A 19,057-nucleotide genomic window follows, 5' to 3' on the forward strand; every position below is an offset into this window, starting at 1 on the left:
CGAACCGGTGGCCTCGTTTTCGAGCGTCGGATCGGCCTCATTTTCGAGCGTTGCCGACACCACAGCCAGAGGCCCGGTTAGATGTCGTAGTACTGACTGACTCACCCATGCTGACCTGCGCAAATGTCGAGGACTCCTGTCTGTTTGTATCACGCTTGTAACGGGCGCTGCCTTGATGCTCGCAGCACCTAGGCGGGGAACGGTCCGAGATGGCCCGGGGGCGAGAGGCGCGGGCACACAGCAGTGAAAGCCGTTGCTGTACTCCGTAAAGATGCGGAGCAGCGTGTTGGTCATCCTGATCGGCAGGCGCCACGGGCATAGGCGCCGACGTCGAGCATCGCCTAACTAGGAGTGCCGGTGCGCCGGGACCAGCCCAAGGGTGTGACGCCCGATCGGCCCTGTGGTGCACGTGGAATCCGTCCGCGGCGCGCGTCCGGCCAACCCTGACCCTTCTCGCAATCTGCATCGAGCCGCGTCGCCCACGACGTCCTCCGGCCCGCCCTTGAAAACGATACAAAAAGCGTGAATAATGATTCGTGCAATGGGGAGTATCCCCTCGGTGGGCTTCGTCAACACGGTGCCATCGGCCCCCGGAGCCCGGTCCCGGAAGGGGCGGGAGAGACCATCCGCAGCGAGACGTGAACCGCGGCTCGCCGAGGCATGGAGTCTCCTCATGATCCTCCAGGTGCAGGTTTCCGGTCCGAGCCACACAGCATGGCCAGCGCGGTTCGTTGCCCGGTGTCGTCGTCTTGTGCGCGCGCTCGGTCGTACCTTCGCGGTGACCAAGCCGCACACGCGCCGCCAGCGGTGGACGTGATCACCACGCCGGGCGTCGCCGACCCAGGGGGGCAGGCGCGGTGATGGTCTGGATGACGATCGCGTGGGCAGTCGTCCTGCTCCACCTGGCATTTCTGCTCTTCCAGATGCTCGGCGCCCTGTTGGGCCTGGTGTCGCGGGCGTGGCTCGTCCCGCACCTCGCCGTGGTGGCGTGGGGTGTCGGCATCGTGATCACGCAGGGCGGTTGTCCCCTCACGGTGCTCGAGAAGAACCTCATCGAGCGCGCCGGCGGCACGCCGTATGCCGGTTCGTTCCTCGATCACTACCTCTTCGGGATCTTGTTCCCCGATGGCACCCAGGCCCTCGTCTACGGGGCCCATTTGGTGGTCATCGTCGCGACCTACGCCTACGTGCTGACGCGGCTTCGATGGCGTTCGGTGCAGGCTTCCGGTGATGGGGCCGGGGCGGCGGGCGTGAGCTCGCGGGGCGTCGAGTCCGGGTGATGGACAGCGCGCTGGCCGACCGCGGGGCGGTGCCCGGGCCTGCGCGTCGGTTTGATCCGTCGTACGACGAGCGTGTCACCAGGCGCGTGCTTTGGGTGATCTGTGCCGCGGTGGTAGCGGTTCGTTCGGTCTTCGTGGCCCAGCCGATCCGTTCTGACGAGGGTGGGTACCTGTACGTCGCGCGGAACTGGGCGCCGGGCGAGGGCGAGTTCGTCTACGGCGACTTCCATGTCGACCGCCCGCCGGTGCTGATGGCGTTCTTCGGGCTCGCGGCGCTGTGGGAGGACGACGCGGCGATCCGGGTCATCACGATCCCGGTGGTCGTGGCGATCGTGCTGGCGACTGCTCACGCTGCCGGCTTGCTGGCCGGCCCGGTCGCCACCAGGTGGGCAGCGGTGGTGACCGCTGCTCTGATGTGCTCCCCGGCGATCTCTGCCGACCAGGCCGACAGCGTGATGTTCGCGCTCCTGTTCGTTACGGGCAGCATCGCCGCGCTGCTGTACGGCTGGTGGGCCGGCGGCCTCCGCGCGACCGTCGCGTGGGGGCTGGCCGCCGGCGTGCTCGCTGCCGCGGCGCCGCTGGCGAAGCAGAACTTCGTCGACGCGGTCGTCTTCGCCGGGGTGCTGATCGCGGTCTCAGCGCTGCGGCACCGAAGTTCCCGGAAGCGGCTCGGCGTGCTGGCCGCCGGGTTCGCCGGCGGCACCGTCGTCGCCGCCGCGGCGTTGGCGGCATGGGCCCTCCTCGAGGGCGTGCCGGCGGAGGCGATGTGGGCGGACGTGATGGTGTTCCGGGTCGAGGCGGGACAGGTGCTGGCCGCATCCCACCACTCGGCACCGATGGAGCGTGCTCGGCTCCTCGTGCTCGCCGCCGTCACCAGTGGGGCGGTCCCCGTCGTGGTGACGTGGTCGGCCTGGCTGCTGCGACGACGTCGCACGCTCAGGGCCGAGCACTGGGCGCTGTTTGCCCTGCTCGGGTGTAGCACGACCGGCATCGTGCTCGGGGGGAGCTACTGGCTGGACTACCTCCAGGCCCTGGCGCCCGGCGCGGGCCTCGCAGCCGGTCTGGTGATCGCCGGTGGTGGCGGTGGCCGGCGACTGATGCGCGGCTTGGCGCTATGGACGGCGGTCGCCTCGCTCATGGCAGTGGCCACCACCACGATCGCCTACCAGACCTCGCCGCGGCTCTGGTACCCGCAGCTCATCGGCGGGTGGGTGGCCGACTCCGCCAAGAAGGGCGACACCATGGTCGTCGCGTACGGGAACACCCAGGTCATGGAGGCCGCCGATCTTCCCACTCCCTATCCCTACCTGTGGAGCCTCCCGATGCGGACCCTCGACCCCGAGCAGCAACGCTTCGAGCGCCTGCTCGAGGGACCCGCGAGGCCGACGTGGTTCATCGTGTTGAACGGGGTGAACTCCTGGGACATCGACGACGACGGCCGCCTCCGCTCACTGCTCGAGAAGCACTACGAGCCGGCCGCCACCATCTGCGGCTACGACGTGCTGGTCCGCGCCGACGTCGAACGCCGACTCGCCGCGGTGCCCAGCTGCGACAGCACCCGACTTGTAGCACGGCTGTGAGATCAGCCGGCCAGGGTGCCGGCGAACACCTGCCACGACAGCGCCGACTTCGCGGTCAGGCTGAGCAGGATGTAGACCCGCTCGCCGAACAGGTAGTCGCGCCATCGTCCGAGGCCGCGGTACTGCAACCACTGGTTGAGCGCGAAGACGTTGAAGAAGACGAAGAGCGACACGAAGATGCCGTAGACGAACCCGGGCGGCTCTGCGCCGGAGGTGGACTGCGGTGATACCAGGTAGACCGCGATCGCGACCCACGGGACGATGCCGGCGACGCAGCCGAAGACGAAGGGCAACCAGCCGCGCGACCCCGGCTCCTCGTAGTGCTCCTGCAGCCACCCGAACAGGATCATCGCGGCGTTGACGCCGAACAGCCCCGCCAGGGCGGCGACGTCGGAGATGCCGACCAGCTGGGCGATCAGCACGATCATCAACGACGAGGAGAGGGAGTACTCGATCCACCTGGCCCGGTTGCGTCTCCGGGCGAGGTCCGCTCGGTAGCCGCTCCACCAGCTGGTGGCGACGACGACGTGGGCCAGCGCGGACAGCAGCAGGAATGCCGCCACGGCCGCACCGGTGGGCAGGTCGAACAGCACGACCTGCTCCGCGGGCGGCGTTCCCGGCGGGCCGGCGAGGTAGGTCGCGGTCACCGGGAGCGCGAAGCTCGTCGCGAGCGCGAGCACCGCGACGGCCTGGCCGAGGTGGACCACGGCGGCGACGACGTTGTCACGTCGGAGCATCGGGGCGAGCGCGTCCACGTCGGGTGCCGAGGTCCCGGCCGAGGCGTCACGGTGCGGTGCGGTCATGGCGGCTCCTCAGGTCGGGGTTGACTTCCGAAACAATCTTCGTGAATACTCTAGCGCATGAGGGGAGTACCCCACCCTCGCTGACATCGACAGTTCGACCGGCCCTGCCCGGTCCGGTGCGGCGGTCGCCGGTCCACTCGGCCGGCGGCGGGGGAGACCTCCAACGTCACGCTCGACCGGCTGGTCGAGCGGTCACGCTGGAGGATTCGAGCACATGGATGTCCCTATCTGGGCCTGGGCCGCGGTCCTGGCCGTCATCGTGGTGATGCTGGCGATCGACCTGTTCGCCCACCGCACCGCTCACGTCGTCGGTGTCAAGGAGGCGGCCGCCTGGTCCGCGATCTGGGTCAGCCTCGGCTTGGCCTTCGGCGGCATCGTGTGGTGGGCGTACGGCGCCCAGGCCGGCGGTGAGTACTACGCCGGCTACCTCATCGAGAAGTCCCTCGCCGTCGACAACGTCTTCGTCTTCGCGCTGATCTTCACCTACTTCGCCGTGCCCCGGGAGTACCAGCACCGGGTCCTGTTCTACGGCGTCCTCGGCGCGCTCGTCTTTCGGGCCATCTTCATCGCCGGCGGCGCCGTCCTGATCGAGAACTTCGCCTGGATCCTCTACATGTTCGGCGCCTTCCTCGTCTACACCGGCTGGAAGATGTTCCGCCACCGCGACGACCAGATGGACCTCTCGCGCAACAAGTTGCTGGCCCTGGCCAAGAAGAGGATCCCCTCGACGGAGGAGTACCACGGCCAGAAGTTCTGGGTGAAGCAGGCCGGCAAGTGGGTGGCCACGCCCCTGTTCTTCGTCCTCATCATGGTCGAGACCACCGACATCATCTTCGCCGTCGACTCGATCCCCGCGATCTTCGCCGTCACCCAGGACCCCTTCTTGGTCTTCACCAGCAACGCCTTCGCCATCCTGGGACTGCGGGCGATGTACTTCCTGCTCGCCGACCTCATCGACCGCTTCATCTACCTCAAGGCCGGACTCGCGGCGATCCTGGTCTTCGTCGGCATCAAGATGCTGCTCCTCGACGTCTGGAAGGTGCCGATCTGGCTCTCCCTCGGCGTGATCGCCACCTGCATCACCGTCGCGGTGGTCGCCAGTCTCCGCGCGACTCGTGACCGGCACCCCATCGCCGATGGCGCGGCGGTCGAGCGCGAGGAGGCGCTGCGATGAGGCCCCGAGTCAGCGGCTCGCCGGTGGCCCTGAGGACCAGGGACATCGCCGACCTGGCGGTCACCGCCGGCTACCCGTGCATCTCGGTCCTCCTACCCACCAAGCCGGCCTCCCGCATGACACCGGCTGACCGGTCCAGGTTGGACGAGCTGGTCCGGGACGTCGAGCAGCAGCTCGCCGATCGGGGCGCGACGAACCGGACAAAGCTCCTGGACAAGCTGGCTGAGCAGGTAAACCGCGCGGCCGACGAGCCGACCGACCGAGGGCTGTGCATCTACGTCAGCCGGGCGGTCGCACGCTCGTTCCGGCTGCCGCAGCCGGTGACCGCCCGAGCGGTGGTGGAGAGCACCTTCGCCACCCGGCCGCTCATCACGGCCCTGCACCGCATGCCACCCCACGTGGTGCTGCTCCTGCACTCCACCTGCGCCCACCTCTACGCCTCCGAGGACGGCGGCCTGCGTCCCGTCGGACGCCACGAGCCGTTTCGTTCCGGGCACCCGATCCGGGTGCCCGGAGCCGGTCAGCCAGACGCCTCGACTGCACGGGCGGAGCTGATGACCCGGTTCCTGCGCAGGGTCGACCAGATGCTCGGCGACTATCGCGCCGACCACCCGAGCCCACTCGTGCTGGTCGGGCCGCCGCGACTGCTCGAGGAGTTCTGCGCCGTCAGCTCCCACCTGGAGCGACTCGCCGGCCGGGTCGACGACCGCGACTGTGCCACGGCCCTCGACCTGGCCCTGGCCAGCATCACCGCTGTCGAGGCCTACTTGCGCACGCGACGAGACGACGCACTCACGATGCTGAGGCGCGCCGAGGTGGATCGATCCGTGGACGTGGCCTCGGGCATCGATGGGTGCTGGCGAGCCCTGGGGCGGCGGCGCCCGGCGATGCTCCTGGTCGAGGAGAACTTCATCATCGCCGGCACCTCGGTCCGCGGACGGGGCGCTCCCGGTGGCACTGCTGGCGTCTCCGACGTGCACGACCTGGTCGACGACCTGATGGAGCAGGTGATCCTGGCGGGCGGGCAGCTGGCATTGGTCGCCGACGGCGACCTCGCCGCCCACGACCGGATCGCGCTGGTCATGCGGCGCTGAGTCCTTGACGTAGCAACAAGGTTCACGTAATCTAGTTCGCAAGACACCGAAGGGGAGTACCCCACCAACCGGCCATCGACACTCCGGTCGTTCTACGACCCGGTGGCTGACCGCACCTCCCGGTGCGGCGGGGAAGACCTTCCGACCACTGTCGGGAGGCATTCCATGGACCTACGTCGGCTCGGTTGCCGTCACCCCAGCCGTCACCCCAGCCGTCAGCTTGGCCATGCGCTCGCACGTGACGTGTCGACGGGGTTGGGACGATGACGGCTCTGACGGCGACCCGCACCGAGCTGCTGCGGCGTCGTTCGGCCATCTCCTTCGCGGCCCAGGGGCGTGACCTGCTCGTCGACAAGCGGATGGCGCTGGTGCGCGAGCTGCACCGCCTGGACGCCGATGTGTCTGCCGAGCGCGAGGCCGCCGCCGTCCTCGCCCGCGAGGCTCGCGCGTTGCTCGAGGAGAGCACCGCAGAGGAGGGCCCGGCCGCCGTGGCTGCGGCCGCGGCGGGCGCGGCCACCGGCGTCGTCGCCGAGCGCGAGGACCGGATGGTGGTGGGCGTTCGGGTCGTCACGGTGCAGACCTCGACCGTACGACGTACGGCCGAGGAGCGCGGTGCGGCTCCCGCTCTGGTTGCTCCGTCGATCACGTCGGCGGCCGAGGCCTACGAGCGGTACCTCGAGCACGTGCTGCGGTTCGTGGCCCTCGAGGCGACGGTGCGCCGGCTCACCGAGGAGGTGGCCCGCACCACGCGCCAGGTCAACGCGCTGGAGAACGTGGTCATCCCGGGCCTGGAGGACGAGGCCGCGCGGATCACCGCGGTCCTCGAGGAGCGCGAGCGCGAGGAGCACTCCCGGCTCAAGCGGGCTCGGGATCGAGCACGCGCCACACAGGACCCCCCGGCGCAGAACCGCGGGGAACGAGACCACCATGCGCACGGACCCGAGGAGGCATGACGATGACGCAGGCCCAGGATCCGGCTGCGATGCGCCAGGTGCGCGAGCTCGAGCGCCTCATCGAGGCGCGCCTGGAAGAGGCGCGGCACAGCAGCGCGCGGGTCGAGGCGGCCCGGGAGCAGGCGGAACTGCTCGTCGTCGAGTCCGCCGCCGAAGCTGCCGCGGAGGCCGATCGCCTGTCCGCGCGCATCCTGCAAGAGGCGCGCGAGTGGGTGCAGGCGGATGAGGCCGAGCAACAACGGATCGGCGTCGAGGCGACTCAACGTGCCGCGCGGCTTCGCGAGGAGCTCGTCGCCTCGACCGTGTCCGCGATCGTGACCGTCGCCGGGAGCGACGCCCAGACCGATCCCGAGCGGACCGACCGGACACCGGAGGCGAGCCGATGATCCGGAGACTGCACCACGTCCAGCTCCTGGGCCGCAGCGAGCAACTTCTCGAGACGGTGGAGTCGCTCCAGCGGGCAGGGAGCGTGGAGGTGACGCCGCCCGGTACGCCGAACGACCGCCCAGACCGCGCGCCAGACCGCGCTCCGGACCGCGCTCCGGACCTGAGCGTGGATCAGGTGGCCGGGCACGACCTGTTGGCGCGTGTGCAGCGCGTGCTGGAGTGGGCGCCGCAGGACGTGTCGGTGGCCCGCGGGTCAGTGGTTGATGCTGGCGCGGACGTCGCTCTCGTGGATCCCCACGAGGCCGACGTCGACATCGCGTCGCTCGAGCTCGAGGTTGAGGCCCTGCGTGGTGCCCTCGCCTCGCTCGAGGAGGAGCGCGACACGCTGGCGCGCTACGTGAACGTTCTCAGCCAGCTCGAGGCCCTCGTCCCGGAACTGACCTCGCTGTCCGATGCCGAGCTCGAGCTGCTGGGACTGGCGATGACCGCGCTGGTGCTCGACGACCCGACCGGGTTCGTAGTTGGACTGCTCGAGACCCAGCTGCGGGCGCTCGAGGGGAACGGCTTCATGCTCCGCAGCACCGACCCCGGCCGCACCCGCGGCTGCCTCCTGGTCGTGGCCCGCGAGCGCCTGCCCGAGGTCCTCGCCCTCATGGGAGCCGACGAGATCAGCCAGGTCGAGGTACCGGAGGACTACGCCCACCTGTCCCTGCACACCACCCTGGTCCGGATGAGCGCGCGGCTGGACGACCTGCAGCGCGACCTCGACGCCGTCCGCGCCGACCTCGACGCGCTCTGGGGACGCGAGACCCCACGGCTGCGCGCCGCAGAGCGTGCCCTCTTCGTGCTGACCGAGCGCGACGACGCCGTAGGTGCCGCCGACCTGTCGGCGCGCACCTTCCTCCTGCGCTGCTGGATCCGAGCGGACCGCCGCCGCCAGGTGCGCGCACAGCTCGACCGCGACGGCCTCGCCGACGTGGCCGTCGTCGACGCCCCGTCGGACGAGGTACCCGGCCCCTCGCCGGTGGAGCTCACCGGACGCGCCTCCTGGTCTCCCTACCGCCGGCTCGTCGGGTTCCTGTCCTGGCCGTCCCCCGGCGGGCTTGACCCGACCGGGATGATGGCGGTCTTCCTGCCCTTCCTGTTCGGCGTGATGGTGGGTGACGTCGTCTACGGTGCACTGCTCGCCGGCATCGGCTGGTGGCTGCGCCGCCGAGCGGCACGGACGCACGGCCACGGAGGTGGCAAGGGCGGTGTGATGGACGACGCCGGCCGGGTCCTGGTGGCCGGTGGGGTGTGGTCGGTGCTGTGGGGGGGTGATGTTCGGGGAGGCGCTGGGCAGCCTCGGCAACATGCTGGGGATGCCGGCGCTGTGGTTCTACCGCGGCGGTCCGGCGGCCCTCGAGCCCTTGCTGCTCTTCGCGGTGGCGCTCGGCTGGACCCACATCGTCCTCGGGCTGGTCCTCGGCCTGGTGACCTCGCTGCGCCGCGGCGACCGCCACCGCACGCTGGAGGTGGGCGGCACCCTGGCCGTGCTCCTTGGCGCGACGGCGGCCATCGCGGCGGCCGTGCTGGGAGCCCCCTCGTGGGTGATCGCGGTCGCGCTCGTCCCGGCCCTGGCAGGGCTCGTTGCCACCAGCTGGGTTCATGGCCCCATCGGCGCCCTCCTCGGTCCGCTCGAGCTCATCGGCACGGTCGGCAACGTCTTGTCCTACCTCCGGGTCGCCGCGGTGGGTCTCGCCTCGGTCTACCTCGCCAACGTCGCCAACGAGCTCGCCCTCGAGCTGCCGCTGGTGGTCGGACTGCTCGTGGCCGTCCTCCTGCACCTGCTCAACCTTGGGTTGGCGGCGTTCAGCCCGATGGTCCAGGCGTTGCGACTGCACTACGTCGAGTTCTTCAGCAAGTTCCACGACGGCGAGGGCCGGGAGTTCCGGCCGCTCGGCGCCCACGGTGCCCTCGCGCCCCGCCCACACCCCGACCCGCCCCCCGGCCCGACCGGCGTCCCGCCGAACGGCACCACCAGCGGCGTCCGCAACCTGGACGCCATCCACGAAAGGTGACACAGATGGAAACCGGACTCATCGCCCTCGGAGCAGGACTCGCGGTCGGCCTCGCCGCCCTCGCGACCGGCTACGCCCAGGCGCGGATCGGCGCGGCCGCCATGGGCGCCATCGCCGAGAAGCCCGAGCTCGCCGGACGGGCCATCCTGCTCGTGGCCATCCCCGAGACCCTGGTGATCCTGGGCTTCGCGGTCGCGGCCATGATCGTGCTGCTGCTGGGCGGCTGACATGACCCTTCAAGCGCTGCTCGAGACCATGGAGGAGGAGGGTCGTCGCGAGCTGGCCGACGTGCTGGCCGAGGACGAACGGCGTGCCCGGGAGATCCTCCGGGCGGCCCGCCTGAGGGCCGAGCGCGACCGTCTCGACGTCCTCACTCGGGCCGAGTCGACCGCGCGCGCGGAGGCGGCCCGGCTCCGCGCCACCGGTGCGGCCGCCGCGCGTGCGCGCGTCCTCGAGACGGTCGACGCCGAGCTCGACCGGATCCGCGCGGAGGCCGCGCAGGAGCTGCAGGACCTGGCCGGCTCGGAGCGCGGGGCGTCCGCCACCCTCGGCCTCTTCGAGGAGGCGATGGCGCTCCTGCCGTCGGCCACCTCCTGCACGGTCGACCCCGCCCAAGTGGACGTCGTGCGACGCCACCGTCCCGAGCTGGACGTGCAGGCCGGGCCGGTCGGGATCGGCGTCGTACTGCGTGATGCCCAGGGCCGAGCGGTGCACAACACCGCCGCCGTCCGCTTGGACGCGGCGTGGCCGCTGCTGCGCCCGGTGCTGCGCGACGCGGTGCTCGAGCCGCCCGCCGGGGGGCACGTGGAGGTGGACGCGCGATGAGGGCGCCGCTGTACGTCGCCGGGTCGACCGCCCTGCGGGCCCGGATGTCGCGTCTGCCCCCGGGCGGTGTGGGAGAGGAGGAGCGCGAGGAGCTGCGCCGGCTGCCGGAACTGTTCGTGGGCGAGGCACGCTCAGTGGCGCAGGTGCTCACCGGACGGCACGACCTGGGCGGCGCGATCGCGCTGATGCGTGGCGCGGCCTCGGGACTCGCACCCGAGGACCGGCTCCGGGGTGTGCTCGCCGTCGGAGCCCTCACCCCCGAGCGGGCCGCCGAGCTCGCCCACGCTCGGGACGCGGCCGCCGTCGCCGCTCTCCTTGAACGGCTGCGCCTCCCGACGCCGGCCGCCGCGGCTGCCCTGCCCCGGCTGTGGTCCCGCTTCGAGCTCCACCGCGACGTCGAGGAGCTCGAGCTCGCGCTGACGGCCGCCGCGCACGCCGAGTGGGCCGAGCGGACCGCGCATCCACGCTCCCGGCCGGTGGCCGACCTGCTCGCGCGCGAGCGGGACCAGCGCAACCTGGTCGTCGCCCTGGCCCGGGCGGGTGTGGAAGCACAGCGCCTGCTGCCGGTCGGTCGCCTGGACGCCCGCGACCTCGACCACGCGGTGGCCGGGCGCTGGGCGCCAGTGACGGGCGTCTACCCCCGCTGGCGGGCGGCCGCAGCGGCGTACGAGGGCCACCGGAACCCCGGCCACCTGGACCGGGACCTGCACGACGAGGCCACCGCCGGCGCCCTGGCAAGATTGCGCCGCGGCGACGCCGAGAGCGCCGAACCGATGGTGGGCTACGCCCTGCTCCTCGAGGAGCGCGCTCGCCGGCACCGGCGGGCCGGGCTGGTCCTCGCCGGCGGAGCGGCCGGCAGCGCGGACCGGACGACGCCGTGAGCAGCGCGCACGGGTCGACGGACTCGGGAACCGACCCGGTCACCGGATCAGCGGTGGTCGTCGTGGCCCCACGACCCGTCGACGCGGGCTTCCGCCTCGCCGGCGCCGCGACTGTGGTGCCCGAGACCTGCCCCGACGGGCACGCCGACGCAGAGGGCGGCGCCGAGGCCGTCGCGCGAGCGATCGAGACGGCCGTGCGGCTGCCCGGCGACACAGGAGCGGTCGTCCTGGTGCACCACACCGCCTGGTCGCGACTGCCGATCTCCGCACGCGACGCCTGGGCCGAACGCACCGACGTCCTCGTCGTCGGCCTCCCGCCCGACGCCCCGGCCGTCGACACCGAGCCCCACGACCAGCTCCAGCGGCTGCTCGGTCGAGCGGTTGGCTACGAGATCAGCTTCGTCCCCGAAGGAGACCACCCATGAGCCCGACCAGCACGACGGCCACGACGGCCACGACGCCAGCCGGGGGCGCGCCGGACCTGGACCGCGCCGAGGTGGGAACGGTGGTGCGGGTCTCCGGACCCGTCCTCGAGGTCGCGGGCCTGCACGCCGCGCGGCTCTACGACGTGGTGCGGGTCGGCGCACAGTCCCTGCCCGGGGAGGTGATCCGCCTCGACGGCGGCGTCGCCACGGTGCAGGTCTTCGAAGACACCTCGGGGCTGCGCGCCGGCGACCCCGTGGTCGGCACCGGTGCACCGCTGACCATCGAGCTGGGTCCGGGCCTGCTCGGCACCGTGTTCGACGGCACCCAGCGCCCGCTCGCCGCGCTGGGCGCCGAGCACGGCATCTACATCCCGCGCGGCGCCGACCAGCCCGGCCTCGACCGCGGCCGGACCTGGGACTTCGTGCCGTCGGTGGCGGTGGGCGACCGAGTGGAGGCGGGCGACGAGCTGGGCACCGTGCAGGAGACCGCGGCGCTTCGCCACCGCGTCCTCGTCCCGCCGGACATCCGCGGCGTGGTGGAGCACGTGAGGTCCGGGCCGCGACGCGTCGACGAGGTCGTTGCCCGCGTCGCGGGCCACGACGTGCAGATGCTGCAGCGCTGGCCGATCCGCCGGCCCCGTCCGGTGCGAGGACAGCAGCCGCTGAGCCGGCCGCTGCTCACCGGACAGCGGGTCCTCGACGGCCTCTTCCCGATCGCCCTCGGCGGCGCCGGCATCATCCCCGGTGGCTTCGGCACCGGCAAGACGGTGCTCGAGCAGGCGATCGCCAAGCACGCCGAGGCGGACGTGGTGGTCTACGTTGGCTGCGGCGAGCGGGGCAACGAGCTGACCGAGGTGCTCGAGGAGTTCCCGCAGCTCGCCGACCCGCGGACCGGGCGCCCCCTGATGGAGCGGACCGTGCTCGTGGCCAACACCTCCAACATGCCGGTGGCCGCCCGTGAGGCCAGCGTCTACCTCGGCATCACCATGGCCGAGTACTACCGCGACCAGGGACTGCACGCCGTGCTGCTCGCCGACTCCACGAGCCGCTGGGGCGAGGCGCTGCGCGAGGTCTCGGGGCGGCTCGGCGAGATCCCCGCCGAGGACGGCTACCCCGCCTACCTCGCCACCCGGTTGGCGGCCTTCTACGAGCGAGCCGGGCTCGTCGACTCCCTCGGCTCCACGCCTCGCCAAGGGTCCGTCACGGTCGTCGGCGCGGTGTCGCCGGCGGGCGGTGACTTCTCCGAGCCCGTCACCCAGAACAGCCTGCGCGTGGCGGGATGCTTCTGGGCGCTCGACGCGAGCCTGGCCCGCGCCCGGCACTTCCCGTCGATCAACTGGACACGCAGCTACACCACCTACCGGCTGGGCGAGTGGTTCGACGAGCACGTCGCCGAGGACTGGTCGCGCCTCAGCGCATGGGCCGTCCGCACGCTGCAAGAGGAGGGGAGTCTGCTGGAGGTGGTCAGTCTGCTGGGGGTAGAGGCGGTGGCGGCGCCCCAGCGGGTGACCCTGCGGGTGGGCCGGATGCTGCGCGAGGACTACCTGCAGCAGAACTCCTTCGACCCTCTCGACGCCAGCTGCCCGCCGCGCAAGCAGGTCGCGATGCTGCGCCTGGTCAAAGCCGCGGAGGCGGCCATGACCGCCGCCGTCGAATCCGGGAGGCCGGTGGCCGACGTCGTCGCCCATCCCGTCCTGCGCACGATCGCCGGCGCACGCGGCTGGCCGGCCGACGAGACGCTCGAGCGGCACCTCGAGGAGGCCGCCGCGACGGTGCGCGCCGCACTCACCACCGCACCGACCACCAAGGAGGAATTGCGATGACCCCCACGGACGCGCCAAACATCACAGCCCGCGCCCGGGGTGCCGTCGCCGCTGCGCCGGTGGGGATCCTGCCCACCATCGAGATGCGCGACGTCCGACGCGTCGCGGGGCCGTTGCTGGTGGTCGAGGGCGCCGACAACCTGGCCTTCGGCGATGTCGTCACCGTCGTGACCGACGACGGCAGCGAGCGCGACGGCCAGGTCCTCGAGGTCGACCGCACCCGCGCTGTGGTGCAGGTGCTCGGCGGGACCGAGGGCATGGGCCAGGCCAACGTCGCCGTCCGCGCGAGGTTCCGGGCAGCGGTCACCGGCGTGGGGACCGACGTCCTCGGGCGCGTCCTCGACGGGGCCGGGCGACCGCGCGACGGCAGGCCGGACCCGACCGCCGAGGCGTACCGGCCGGTGAACGGACTGCCGCTCAACCCCGTCGCGCGCATCCACCCCGACCAGTTCATCGAGACCGGCTTCTCGGCCATCGACGGGCTCAACACCCTGGTCCGCGGGCAGAAGCTGCCCGTCTTCACCGCGGCGGGCCTGCCCGCCGCCGAGGTGGCCGCGCGGATCGCCACCCAGGCCCGGGTGCCCGGGGAGACAGACGAGGTGGTGGTCGTCTTCGCAGCGATGGGAGTCACCCGTCGCGAGGCCGACTTCTTCCGCGACCAGTTCACCGCCAGCGCCTCGGGGCACCGCAACGTGCTGCTGCTCAACCTGGCCGACGACCCGACGATCGAGCGACTGCTCACCCCCCGGGTCGCCCTGACGCTGGCCGAGTACCTCGCCTTCGAGAAGCACCTGCACGTGCTGACGATCCTCACCGACGTCACGGCCTACTGCGAGGCGTTGCGCGAGATCGCCGCGGCCCGCGAGGAGATGCCGGGGCGGCGCGGCTACCCCGGCTACATGTACACCGACCTCGCGTCTCTCTTCGAGCGGGCGGGGCGGGTGCACGGCTCGACCGGGTCGTTGACCCAGCTGTCGCTGTTGACCATGCCCGATGGGGACATCACCCACCCGGTGCCGGACCTCACCGGCTACATCACCGAGGGACAGGTGGTCCTCTCCCGCGACATGGCCGGGCGCGGCATCGACCCGCCCTTCGACGTCCTGCCGTCGCTCTCGCGCCTGATGAACGCGGGCGTCGGCGTTGGGCGTACGCGTGCCGACCACCGGGGACTCGCCGACCAGCTCTACGCCTGCTACGCCCGTGGCGTCGAGGTGCGGCGCCTGGTCTCGATCGTCGGCGAGAGCGGCCTGACAGCCGAAGACCGCCGCTACCTCGCCTTCGCCCGCCGCTTCGAGGAGGAGTTCGTCGGCCAGGGCGAGGCCCGCCGGACCATCACCCAGACCCTCGACCTCGGCTGGGAGCTGCTCGGCGACTTCGAGCCCGACGAGCTCGGCCGGGTCGGAGCCGAGCACATCGCCCGCCACCACCGACCCACCGCCACCACCGCCACGGCTGCGAGGAGCCAGTCATGACCGTCACCCCCGTCCCCGTGAGCATCCCCCACGCCGCCACCGCCGAGGAGGTGGCCGCGGCCCTGGAGGTGAACGTCGCGCACGGCCTGAGCAGCGAGGAGGCCCGGGCGCGTCTGGACCGGTTCGGACCCAACCAGCTCGCCGAGCCCGTACGCCGAGGAGTGCTGCTGCGCTTCCTCGACCAGTTCCGCAGCGTGCTGATCCTCGTGCTGATCGGGGCCGCGGTCCTCGCGGGCCTGGTGGGCGAGGTCAAGGACACGATTGTCATCGCCGTGGTGCTGGTCATCAACGCCAGCATCGGCTTCTTTCAGGAGCAGCGTGCCGAGAAGAGCCTCGAGGCGCTGCGCAACATGCTGAGCCCGTCGGCCCGGATCCGCCGCGACGGGCGCACCCTCGTCGCCGACGCCGGCGACCTCGTGCCTGGCGACGTCGTCCTGTTGGAGGCGGGCGACCGCGTGCCGGCGGACGCCCGGCTGGTCCTGGCCTCCTCGGTGGAGGTCGACGAGTCGGCGCTCACCGGCGAGTCCCAGCCCGTCCCCAAGCGGTCCGACGCGACCGCGGAGCAGGACGCGCCCCTCGCGGACCGCGAGGGCATGGTCCACATGAACACCGCTCTCACCCGCGGGCGGGCGGAGGCGGTGGTCACCGCCACCGGCATGCAGACCTCCGTCGGCGCCATCGCCGAGATGCTCTCCTCCGGTGAGGAGCCGCAGACCCCGCTCCAGCGCCAGCTCGACACCCTGGGCAAGCGACTGGCCGTGCTCGGCCTGGTCGCCGTGACGATCTACGTCGCGCTGGCCCTTGCGCGGGGCGAGGCCCCTGCCGACATCGCGTTGCGGGCCGTGGCGCTCGCGGTCGCGACCGTGCCGGAGGGCCTGCCGGCCGTGCTGGCCCTCACGCTCGCGCTGGGCGTGCACCGGATGGCGAAGCGCAACGCGATCGTCAAGCGGCTGGCCTCGGTCGAGACGCTGGGCTCGGCCACGGTCATCTGCAGCGACAAGACCGGCACCCTCACCCTTAACGAGATGACCGTCCGCGAGGTGCTCGTGGGTGACCTCGCGCTGACCGTGCACGGCCAGGGCTACGACACCGAGGGCGAGGTCCTCGACGCCCGCGGCGAGCCGGCCACCCTGCCACCGCTCCTCCTCGACGCGCTGGCCCTGTGCAGCGACGCCGAGCTCACGGACGATGGTGAGGGGGACGGGATCATCGGCGACCCGACCGAAGGTGCCCTGGTCGTGCTGGCGGCCAAGGCCGGGCTCGACGTGACGGCGCGCCGCGCAGAGTGGCCCCGCTCGGCGGAGATCCCGTTCGACGCCGACTACAAGTACATGGTCACCTACCACGACGAGGGACCCGCGTCGCGCCTGCTGGTCAAGGGTGCGGCCGACGTGCTGCTGCGGCGCTGCGACGCGTGGCTGCTCGGGGACGACGAGATCGAGCTGACCTCGTCCGACCGGGACCGGCTCGACGACGCCATCGCGACGATGGGGGAGCGCGGGCTGCGCGTGCTCGCGGTGGCCACCCGCCTCGTGGAGTCGCCCTCGTCCACCGAGCCCCACTCCGATGTGTCGCGGCTGACCCTGCTCGGCCTGCTCGGCATCGCCGACCCACCGCGGCCCGAGGCGATGTCGGCCGTGGCCCTGTGCCACCGGGCCGGGGTGGCGGTCAAGATGATCACCGGCGACCATGTCGCCACCGCCGTCGCCATCGCCCGCGAGCTGGGCATCGAGGGCCGCGCGATGACCGGAGCTGAGCTCGCCGAGCTGACGACCGACGAGCTCGCCGAGGTCGTCGACGAGGTGACCGTCTTCGCCCGGGTGGCGCCGGAGCACAAGGTCGCCATCGTCAAGGCGCTCACCGCGCGCGGTCACGTCGTGGCCATGACCGGCGACGGCGTCAACGACGCGGCCGCGCTGCGCTCGGCGCACATCGGCGTGGCCATGGGGCGTACGGGCACCGAGGTCACCAAGGAGGCGGGCGACGTCATCCTCACCGACGACAACTTCGCCACCATCGTCGGCGCGGTCGAGGAGGGCCGATCGATCTACGACAACGTGGTCAAGTTCGTGCGCTTCCAGCTCTCGACCAACATGGGAGCGATCTCGACCTTCCTCGGCGCCTCCGTGATGGGCCTGCCGGCTCCGCTGACCGCCGTGCAGATCCTGTGGGTCAACATCATCATGGACGGCCCACCCGCCATGGCGCTGGGCGTGGACCCCGCCCGACCCGGGATCATGTCCGAGCCCCCGCGCCGCAGCGGCGACCAGATCCTCTCCCCGGCACGATTGGTCCGCTTGGCCCGCGTGGGACTGGTGATGGCCATCGGCACCCTCGCCGTCCTGCTCCTCGCACGCGACGAGTGGGGCGATGAGGTCAGCCTGACCATGGCCTTCACCACGTTCGTGCTCTTCCAGCTCGTCAACGCGCTCAACGCACGTGCGGAGCACACGACCGTGTTCGCGCGTCACACCTTCACCAACCGGTGGCTGTGGGCGTCGCTGGCCACGGTGGCGCTCCTGCACATCGCGGCCGTGCACACGCCGTGGGGCCAGGCCATCTTCGACACCGTCGCCCTCAGCGCGGCCCAGTGGTTGGTGTGCGTGGGCGTCGCGCTCTCGGTGCTCGTCGTGGAGGAGCTGGTCAAGCTCGGTACCAGGTTGGGGGCACGGAAGCCACCAGAGGTGGCCCGTGGCTGAGAAGGCACAGCCGGCGGCCCTCCCGGACGAGACCGGTCACGAAGATCAGGCGCGACTCCCCGACGATCGCGGGCCCGACCCCTCGCCCGACCTCGGTGGTCCGACGCAGCCAGCAGTGAGGGTACCCGCGCCCCACCCAGCACGCTCCCGGCCGACTCCGGGCGCACCGCGGACGCCTGCTCGGGCGCAGCAACCGCGGGGAGCGCCCGACGCGCCCGAGCCACCATTGGAGCCGTCAGCGGTGTTCATGCGTGCCGTCGCCGGCGGAGTGGTCGCAGTTCTTGGCGCGGCGCGCGACTATCCGACCAGTGTCAGTGCAGCATGGTTGCCGGCGGCATGGGCATCGCTCTCGGTGCGCCGATGCAGACCGTGCGAAGCGCCGCGAAGCGCCCGAGAAGGAGGCATGATCGTGGTAGGTGAGCGATGGACCGACCACCTCATCGGCGACCACTCGTCGGTCGGTCAGCGGAGGCGGGGCCGGGCACGGCCTCGAGTGAGACGGTGACCGCAGCGAACGCCGCGTTCCTCCTGGTCGGGCTGGTCGTCCTTGTCGGAGGTGGAGAACTGCTCGTGCGAGGAGCCGCGGGCCTCGCACGACGTCTCGGCCTCTCCTCCTTGGTCATCGGGCTCACCGTGGTGGCCTTCTCGACCTCCTCCCCGGAGCTCGCCGTCACCGTCGGCGCAGTCCTCGAGGGACAACCTGACCTAGCCGTCGGCAACGTCGTGGGCAGCAACATCGTCAACGTGCTGTTGATCCTCGGCGCCTCGGCGCTGCTCTTGCCGTTGACGGTTCGCGCCCAGCTGATCCGCCTCGACGTCCCGGTCATGGTCGCGGCTTCGATCGGACTGCTGCTGTTGTCGCTGGATGGCCGCCTCGGCCTCGGCGACGGGCTGCTTCTGCTCATCGGGATCGTCGCCTACACCGCGGTGTCGGTCCTCGTGGGGCGACGCACCTCACCGAAGGACCCCCCGTCGTCGGTAAGTGACGCCGACCGGCCACTGTGGCTGCAGCTCGCGGCGGTGGCCGGCGGGGTGGCCCTGCTGGTCGCCGGCGCCCAACTGCTGGTGGAGGGTGCTGTGGGCATCGCCGAGGGGTTCGGGGTGAGCGGCCTGGTGATCGGGCTGACGGTCGTCGCTGTAGGCACCTCTCTGCCGGAGCTGGCGACGTCGCTGATCGCGGTCCGTCGCGGTGAACGGGACCTGGCGGTCGGCAACATCGTGGGCAGCAACATCTTCAACATCGCCGCTGTCTTGGGTATCGCCGCCGTGGTGGCCGACGACGGGGTGCCGGTCGCCCGGGCGGCGGTCGCGCTCGACATCCCGCTCATGGTCGCGACCGCAATCGCCCTGCTGCCGGTGGCCTTCACCGGGATGGCCATCGCCCGCTGGGAGGGAGCCCTGTTCCTTGCTCTGTACGCCGCGTTCACCGCCTACCTGGTGCTGGCGGCCACCGAGCACGACGCGCTCGACGGCTTCACCGTCGTGATGGCAGGGTTCACCCTGCCCCTGGTCGCGATCACCTTGATCGTTCTCGTGTCCTACGAGGCCGGTCGGCGCCGGGCCGCCGGCGAGCCGTTCGTGCCCTCCTGACCGCCCCG

The 19,057-nt window shown here is 71.7% G+C and carries 17 protein-coding genes; 15 read left to right on the forward strand and 2 right to left on the reverse strand.

What is annotated here, in order from left to right; all coding sequences use genetic code 11:
- Positions 1-869: 869 nt before the first annotated feature.
- Positions 870-1,280, forward strand: a complete 411-nt coding sequence (locus tag D6B71_RS00005) for a DUF2784 domain-containing protein (protein ID WP_164519480.1) — start codon at positions 870-872, stop codon at positions 1,278-1,280.
- A gap of 134 nt (positions 1,281-1,414) precedes the next feature.
- Entirely contained in the window at positions 1,415-2,860 is a 1,446-nt protein-coding gene (locus tag D6B71_RS00010; protein WP_126688159.1) for a hypothetical protein, read from the forward strand.
- Between the two features lie 2 nt (positions 2,861-2,862).
- On the opposite strand, the gene heR is transcribed toward D6B71_RS00010, so the two are convergent.
- A complete protein-coding gene (heR, locus tag D6B71_RS00015; RefSeq protein WP_164519481.1) occupies positions 2,863-3,663 on the reverse strand; it encodes a heliorhodopsin HeR in 801 nt (266 codons plus the stop codon).
- A 214-nt stretch (positions 3,664-3,877) separates the two neighbouring features.
- Between heR and D6B71_RS00020 the strand changes: the two genes are divergently transcribed.
- The 4 genes from D6B71_RS00020 to D6B71_RS00035 all read left to right on the forward strand — a co-directional run bounded on the left by D6B71_RS00020 (position 3,878) and on the right by D6B71_RS00035 (position 7,270).
- Positions 3,878-4,837, forward strand: a complete 960-nt coding sequence (locus D6B71_RS00020) for a TerC family protein (protein ID WP_121250804.1) — start codon at positions 3,878-3,880, stop codon at positions 4,835-4,837.
- Positions 4,834-5,931, forward strand: a complete 1,098-nt coding sequence (locus tag D6B71_RS00025) for a baeRF3 domain-containing protein (protein ID WP_126688160.1) — start codon at positions 4,834-4,836, stop codon at positions 5,929-5,931. The genes D6B71_RS00020 and D6B71_RS00025 overlap by 4 nt, the downstream gene beginning before the upstream one ends.
- 263 nt (positions 5,932-6,194) lie before the next feature.
- Entirely contained in the window at positions 6,195-6,884 is a 690-nt protein-coding gene (locus D6B71_RS00030; RefSeq protein WP_121250808.1) for a V-type ATP synthase subunit D, read from the forward strand.
- 2 nt (positions 6,885-6,886) lie between these two features.
- On the forward strand, positions 6,887-7,270 hold the full coding sequence (locus tag D6B71_RS00035; RefSeq protein WP_121250810.1) for a hypothetical protein: 384 nt from the start codon (positions 6,887-6,889) through the stop codon (positions 7,268-7,270).
- Positions 7,271-7,524: 254 nt separating this feature from the next.
- Here the strand turns inward: D6B71_RS00035 and D6B71_RS00040 are convergent, their stop codons facing one another.
- Positions 7,525-8,508, reverse strand: coding sequence for a hypothetical protein (locus tag D6B71_RS00040; RefSeq protein WP_121250812.1), 984 nt, complete (start codon positions 8,506-8,508; stop codon positions 7,525-7,527).
- A gap of 82 nt (positions 8,509-8,590) precedes the next feature.
- Here D6B71_RS00040 and D6B71_RS00045 point away from each other — a divergent pair, with 82 nt between their 5' ends.
- The 9 genes from D6B71_RS00045 to D6B71_RS00085 all read left to right on the forward strand — a co-directional run bounded on the left by D6B71_RS00045 (position 8,591) and on the right by D6B71_RS00085 (position 19,049).
- Positions 8,591-9,331 carry a V-type ATPase 116kDa subunit family protein gene (locus D6B71_RS00045; RefSeq protein WP_121250814.1) on the forward strand — a complete coding sequence of 247 codons (741 nt, stop codon included), beginning with the start codon at positions 8,591-8,593 and terminating at the stop codon, positions 9,329-9,331.
- A gap of 5 nt (positions 9,332-9,336) precedes the next feature.
- A complete protein-coding gene (locus D6B71_RS00050; protein ID WP_053208071.1) occupies positions 9,337-9,558 on the forward strand; it encodes an ATPase in 222 nt (73 codons plus the stop codon).
- Between the two features lies 1 nt (position 9,559).
- Entirely contained in the window at positions 9,560-10,156 is a 597-nt protein-coding gene (locus tag D6B71_RS00055) for a V-type ATP synthase subunit E family protein (protein WP_121250816.1), read from the forward strand.
- Positions 10,153-11,037, forward strand: coding sequence for a V-type ATPase subunit (locus D6B71_RS00060; RefSeq protein WP_121250818.1), 885 nt, complete (start codon positions 10,153-10,155; stop codon positions 11,035-11,037). Before D6B71_RS00055 ends, D6B71_RS00060 begins: the two co-directional genes overlap by 4 nt.
- 62 nt (positions 11,038-11,099) lie before the next feature.
- Positions 11,100-11,462 (forward strand): hypothetical protein, encoded by a 363-nt coding sequence (locus D6B71_RS00065; protein WP_126688162.1) that lies wholly within the window; start codon positions 11,100-11,102, stop codon positions 11,460-11,462.
- The gene (locus D6B71_RS00070) at positions 11,459-13,285 is read left to right on the forward strand and encodes a V-type ATP synthase subunit A (RefSeq protein ID WP_121250822.1); all 1,827 of its coding nucleotides are present in this window, start codon (positions 11,459-11,461) and stop codon (positions 13,283-13,285) included. Before D6B71_RS00065 ends, D6B71_RS00070 begins: the two co-directional genes overlap by 4 nt.
- Positions 13,282-14,760 carry a V-type ATP synthase subunit B gene (locus tag D6B71_RS00075; RefSeq protein WP_240640900.1) on the forward strand — a complete coding sequence of 493 codons (1,479 nt, stop codon included), beginning with the start codon at positions 13,282-13,284 and terminating at the stop codon, positions 14,758-14,760. Before D6B71_RS00070 ends, D6B71_RS00075 begins: the two co-directional genes overlap by 4 nt.
- Positions 14,757-17,459, forward strand: a complete 2,703-nt coding sequence (locus D6B71_RS00080; RefSeq protein ID WP_121250824.1) for a cation-translocating P-type ATPase — start codon at positions 14,757-14,759, stop codon at positions 17,457-17,459. The genes D6B71_RS00075 and D6B71_RS00080 overlap by 4 nt, the downstream gene beginning before the upstream one ends.
- A 501-nt stretch (positions 17,460-17,960) precedes the next feature.
- A complete protein-coding gene (locus tag D6B71_RS00085) occupies positions 17,961-19,049 on the forward strand; it encodes a calcium/sodium antiporter (RefSeq protein WP_240640901.1) in 1,089 nt (362 codons plus the stop codon).
- Positions 19,050-19,057: the final 8 nt, after the last annotated feature.

Source organism: Nocardioides ferulae (assembly GCF_003660455.1).
Lineage (GTDB): Bacteria > Actinomycetota > Actinomycetes > Propionibacteriales > Nocardioidaceae > Nocardioides > Nocardioides ferulae.

What these genes read in the sequence shown, in the direction of transcription:
- D6B71_RS00050 (WP_053208071.1), top strand. Translation starts at nt 9,337, where the DNA reads ATGGAAACCGGACTCATCGCCCTCGGAGCAGGACTCGCGGTCGGCCTC.
- D6B71_RS00020 (WP_121250804.1), top strand. Translation starts at nt 3,878, where the DNA reads ATGGATGTCCCTATCTGGGCCTGGGCCGCGGTCCTGGCCGTCATCGTG.
- D6B71_RS00070 (WP_121250822.1), top strand. Translation starts at nt 11,459, where the DNA reads ATGAGCCCGACCAGCACGACGGCCACGACGGCCACGACGCCAGCCGGG.
- D6B71_RS00045 (WP_121250814.1), top strand. Translation starts at nt 8,591, where the DNA reads ATGTTCGGGGAGGCGCTGGGCAGCCTCGGCAACATGCTGGGGATGCCG.
- heR (WP_164519481.1), bottom strand. Translation starts at nt 3,663, where the DNA reads ATGACCGCACCGCACCGTGACGCCTCGGCCGGGACCTCGGCACCCGAC.
- D6B71_RS00030 (WP_121250808.1), top strand. Translation starts at nt 6,195, where the DNA reads ATGACGGCTCTGACGGCGACCCGCACCGAGCTGCTGCGGCGTCGTTCG.
- D6B71_RS00075 (WP_240640900.1), top strand. Translation starts at nt 13,282, where the DNA reads ATGACCCCCACGGACGCGCCAAACATCACAGCCCGCGCCCGGGGTGCC.
- D6B71_RS00055 (WP_121250816.1), top strand. Translation starts at nt 9,560, where the DNA reads ATGACCCTTCAAGCGCTGCTCGAGACCATGGAGGAGGAGGGTCGTCGC.
- D6B71_RS00035 (WP_121250810.1), top strand. Translation starts at nt 6,887, where the DNA reads ATGACGCAGGCCCAGGATCCGGCTGCGATGCGCCAGGTGCGCGAGCTC.
- D6B71_RS00060 (WP_121250818.1), top strand. Translation starts at nt 10,153, where the DNA reads ATGAGGGCGCCGCTGTACGTCGCCGGGTCGACCGCCCTGCGGGCCCGG.
- D6B71_RS00005 (WP_164519480.1), top strand. Translation starts at nt 870, where the DNA reads ATGACGATCGCGTGGGCAGTCGTCCTGCTCCACCTGGCATTTCTGCTC.
- D6B71_RS00025 (WP_126688160.1), top strand. Translation starts at nt 4,834, where the DNA reads ATGAGGCCCCGAGTCAGCGGCTCGCCGGTGGCCCTGAGGACCAGGGAC.
- D6B71_RS00080 (WP_121250824.1), top strand. Translation starts at nt 14,757, where the DNA reads ATGACCGTCACCCCCGTCCCCGTGAGCATCCCCCACGCCGCCACCGCC.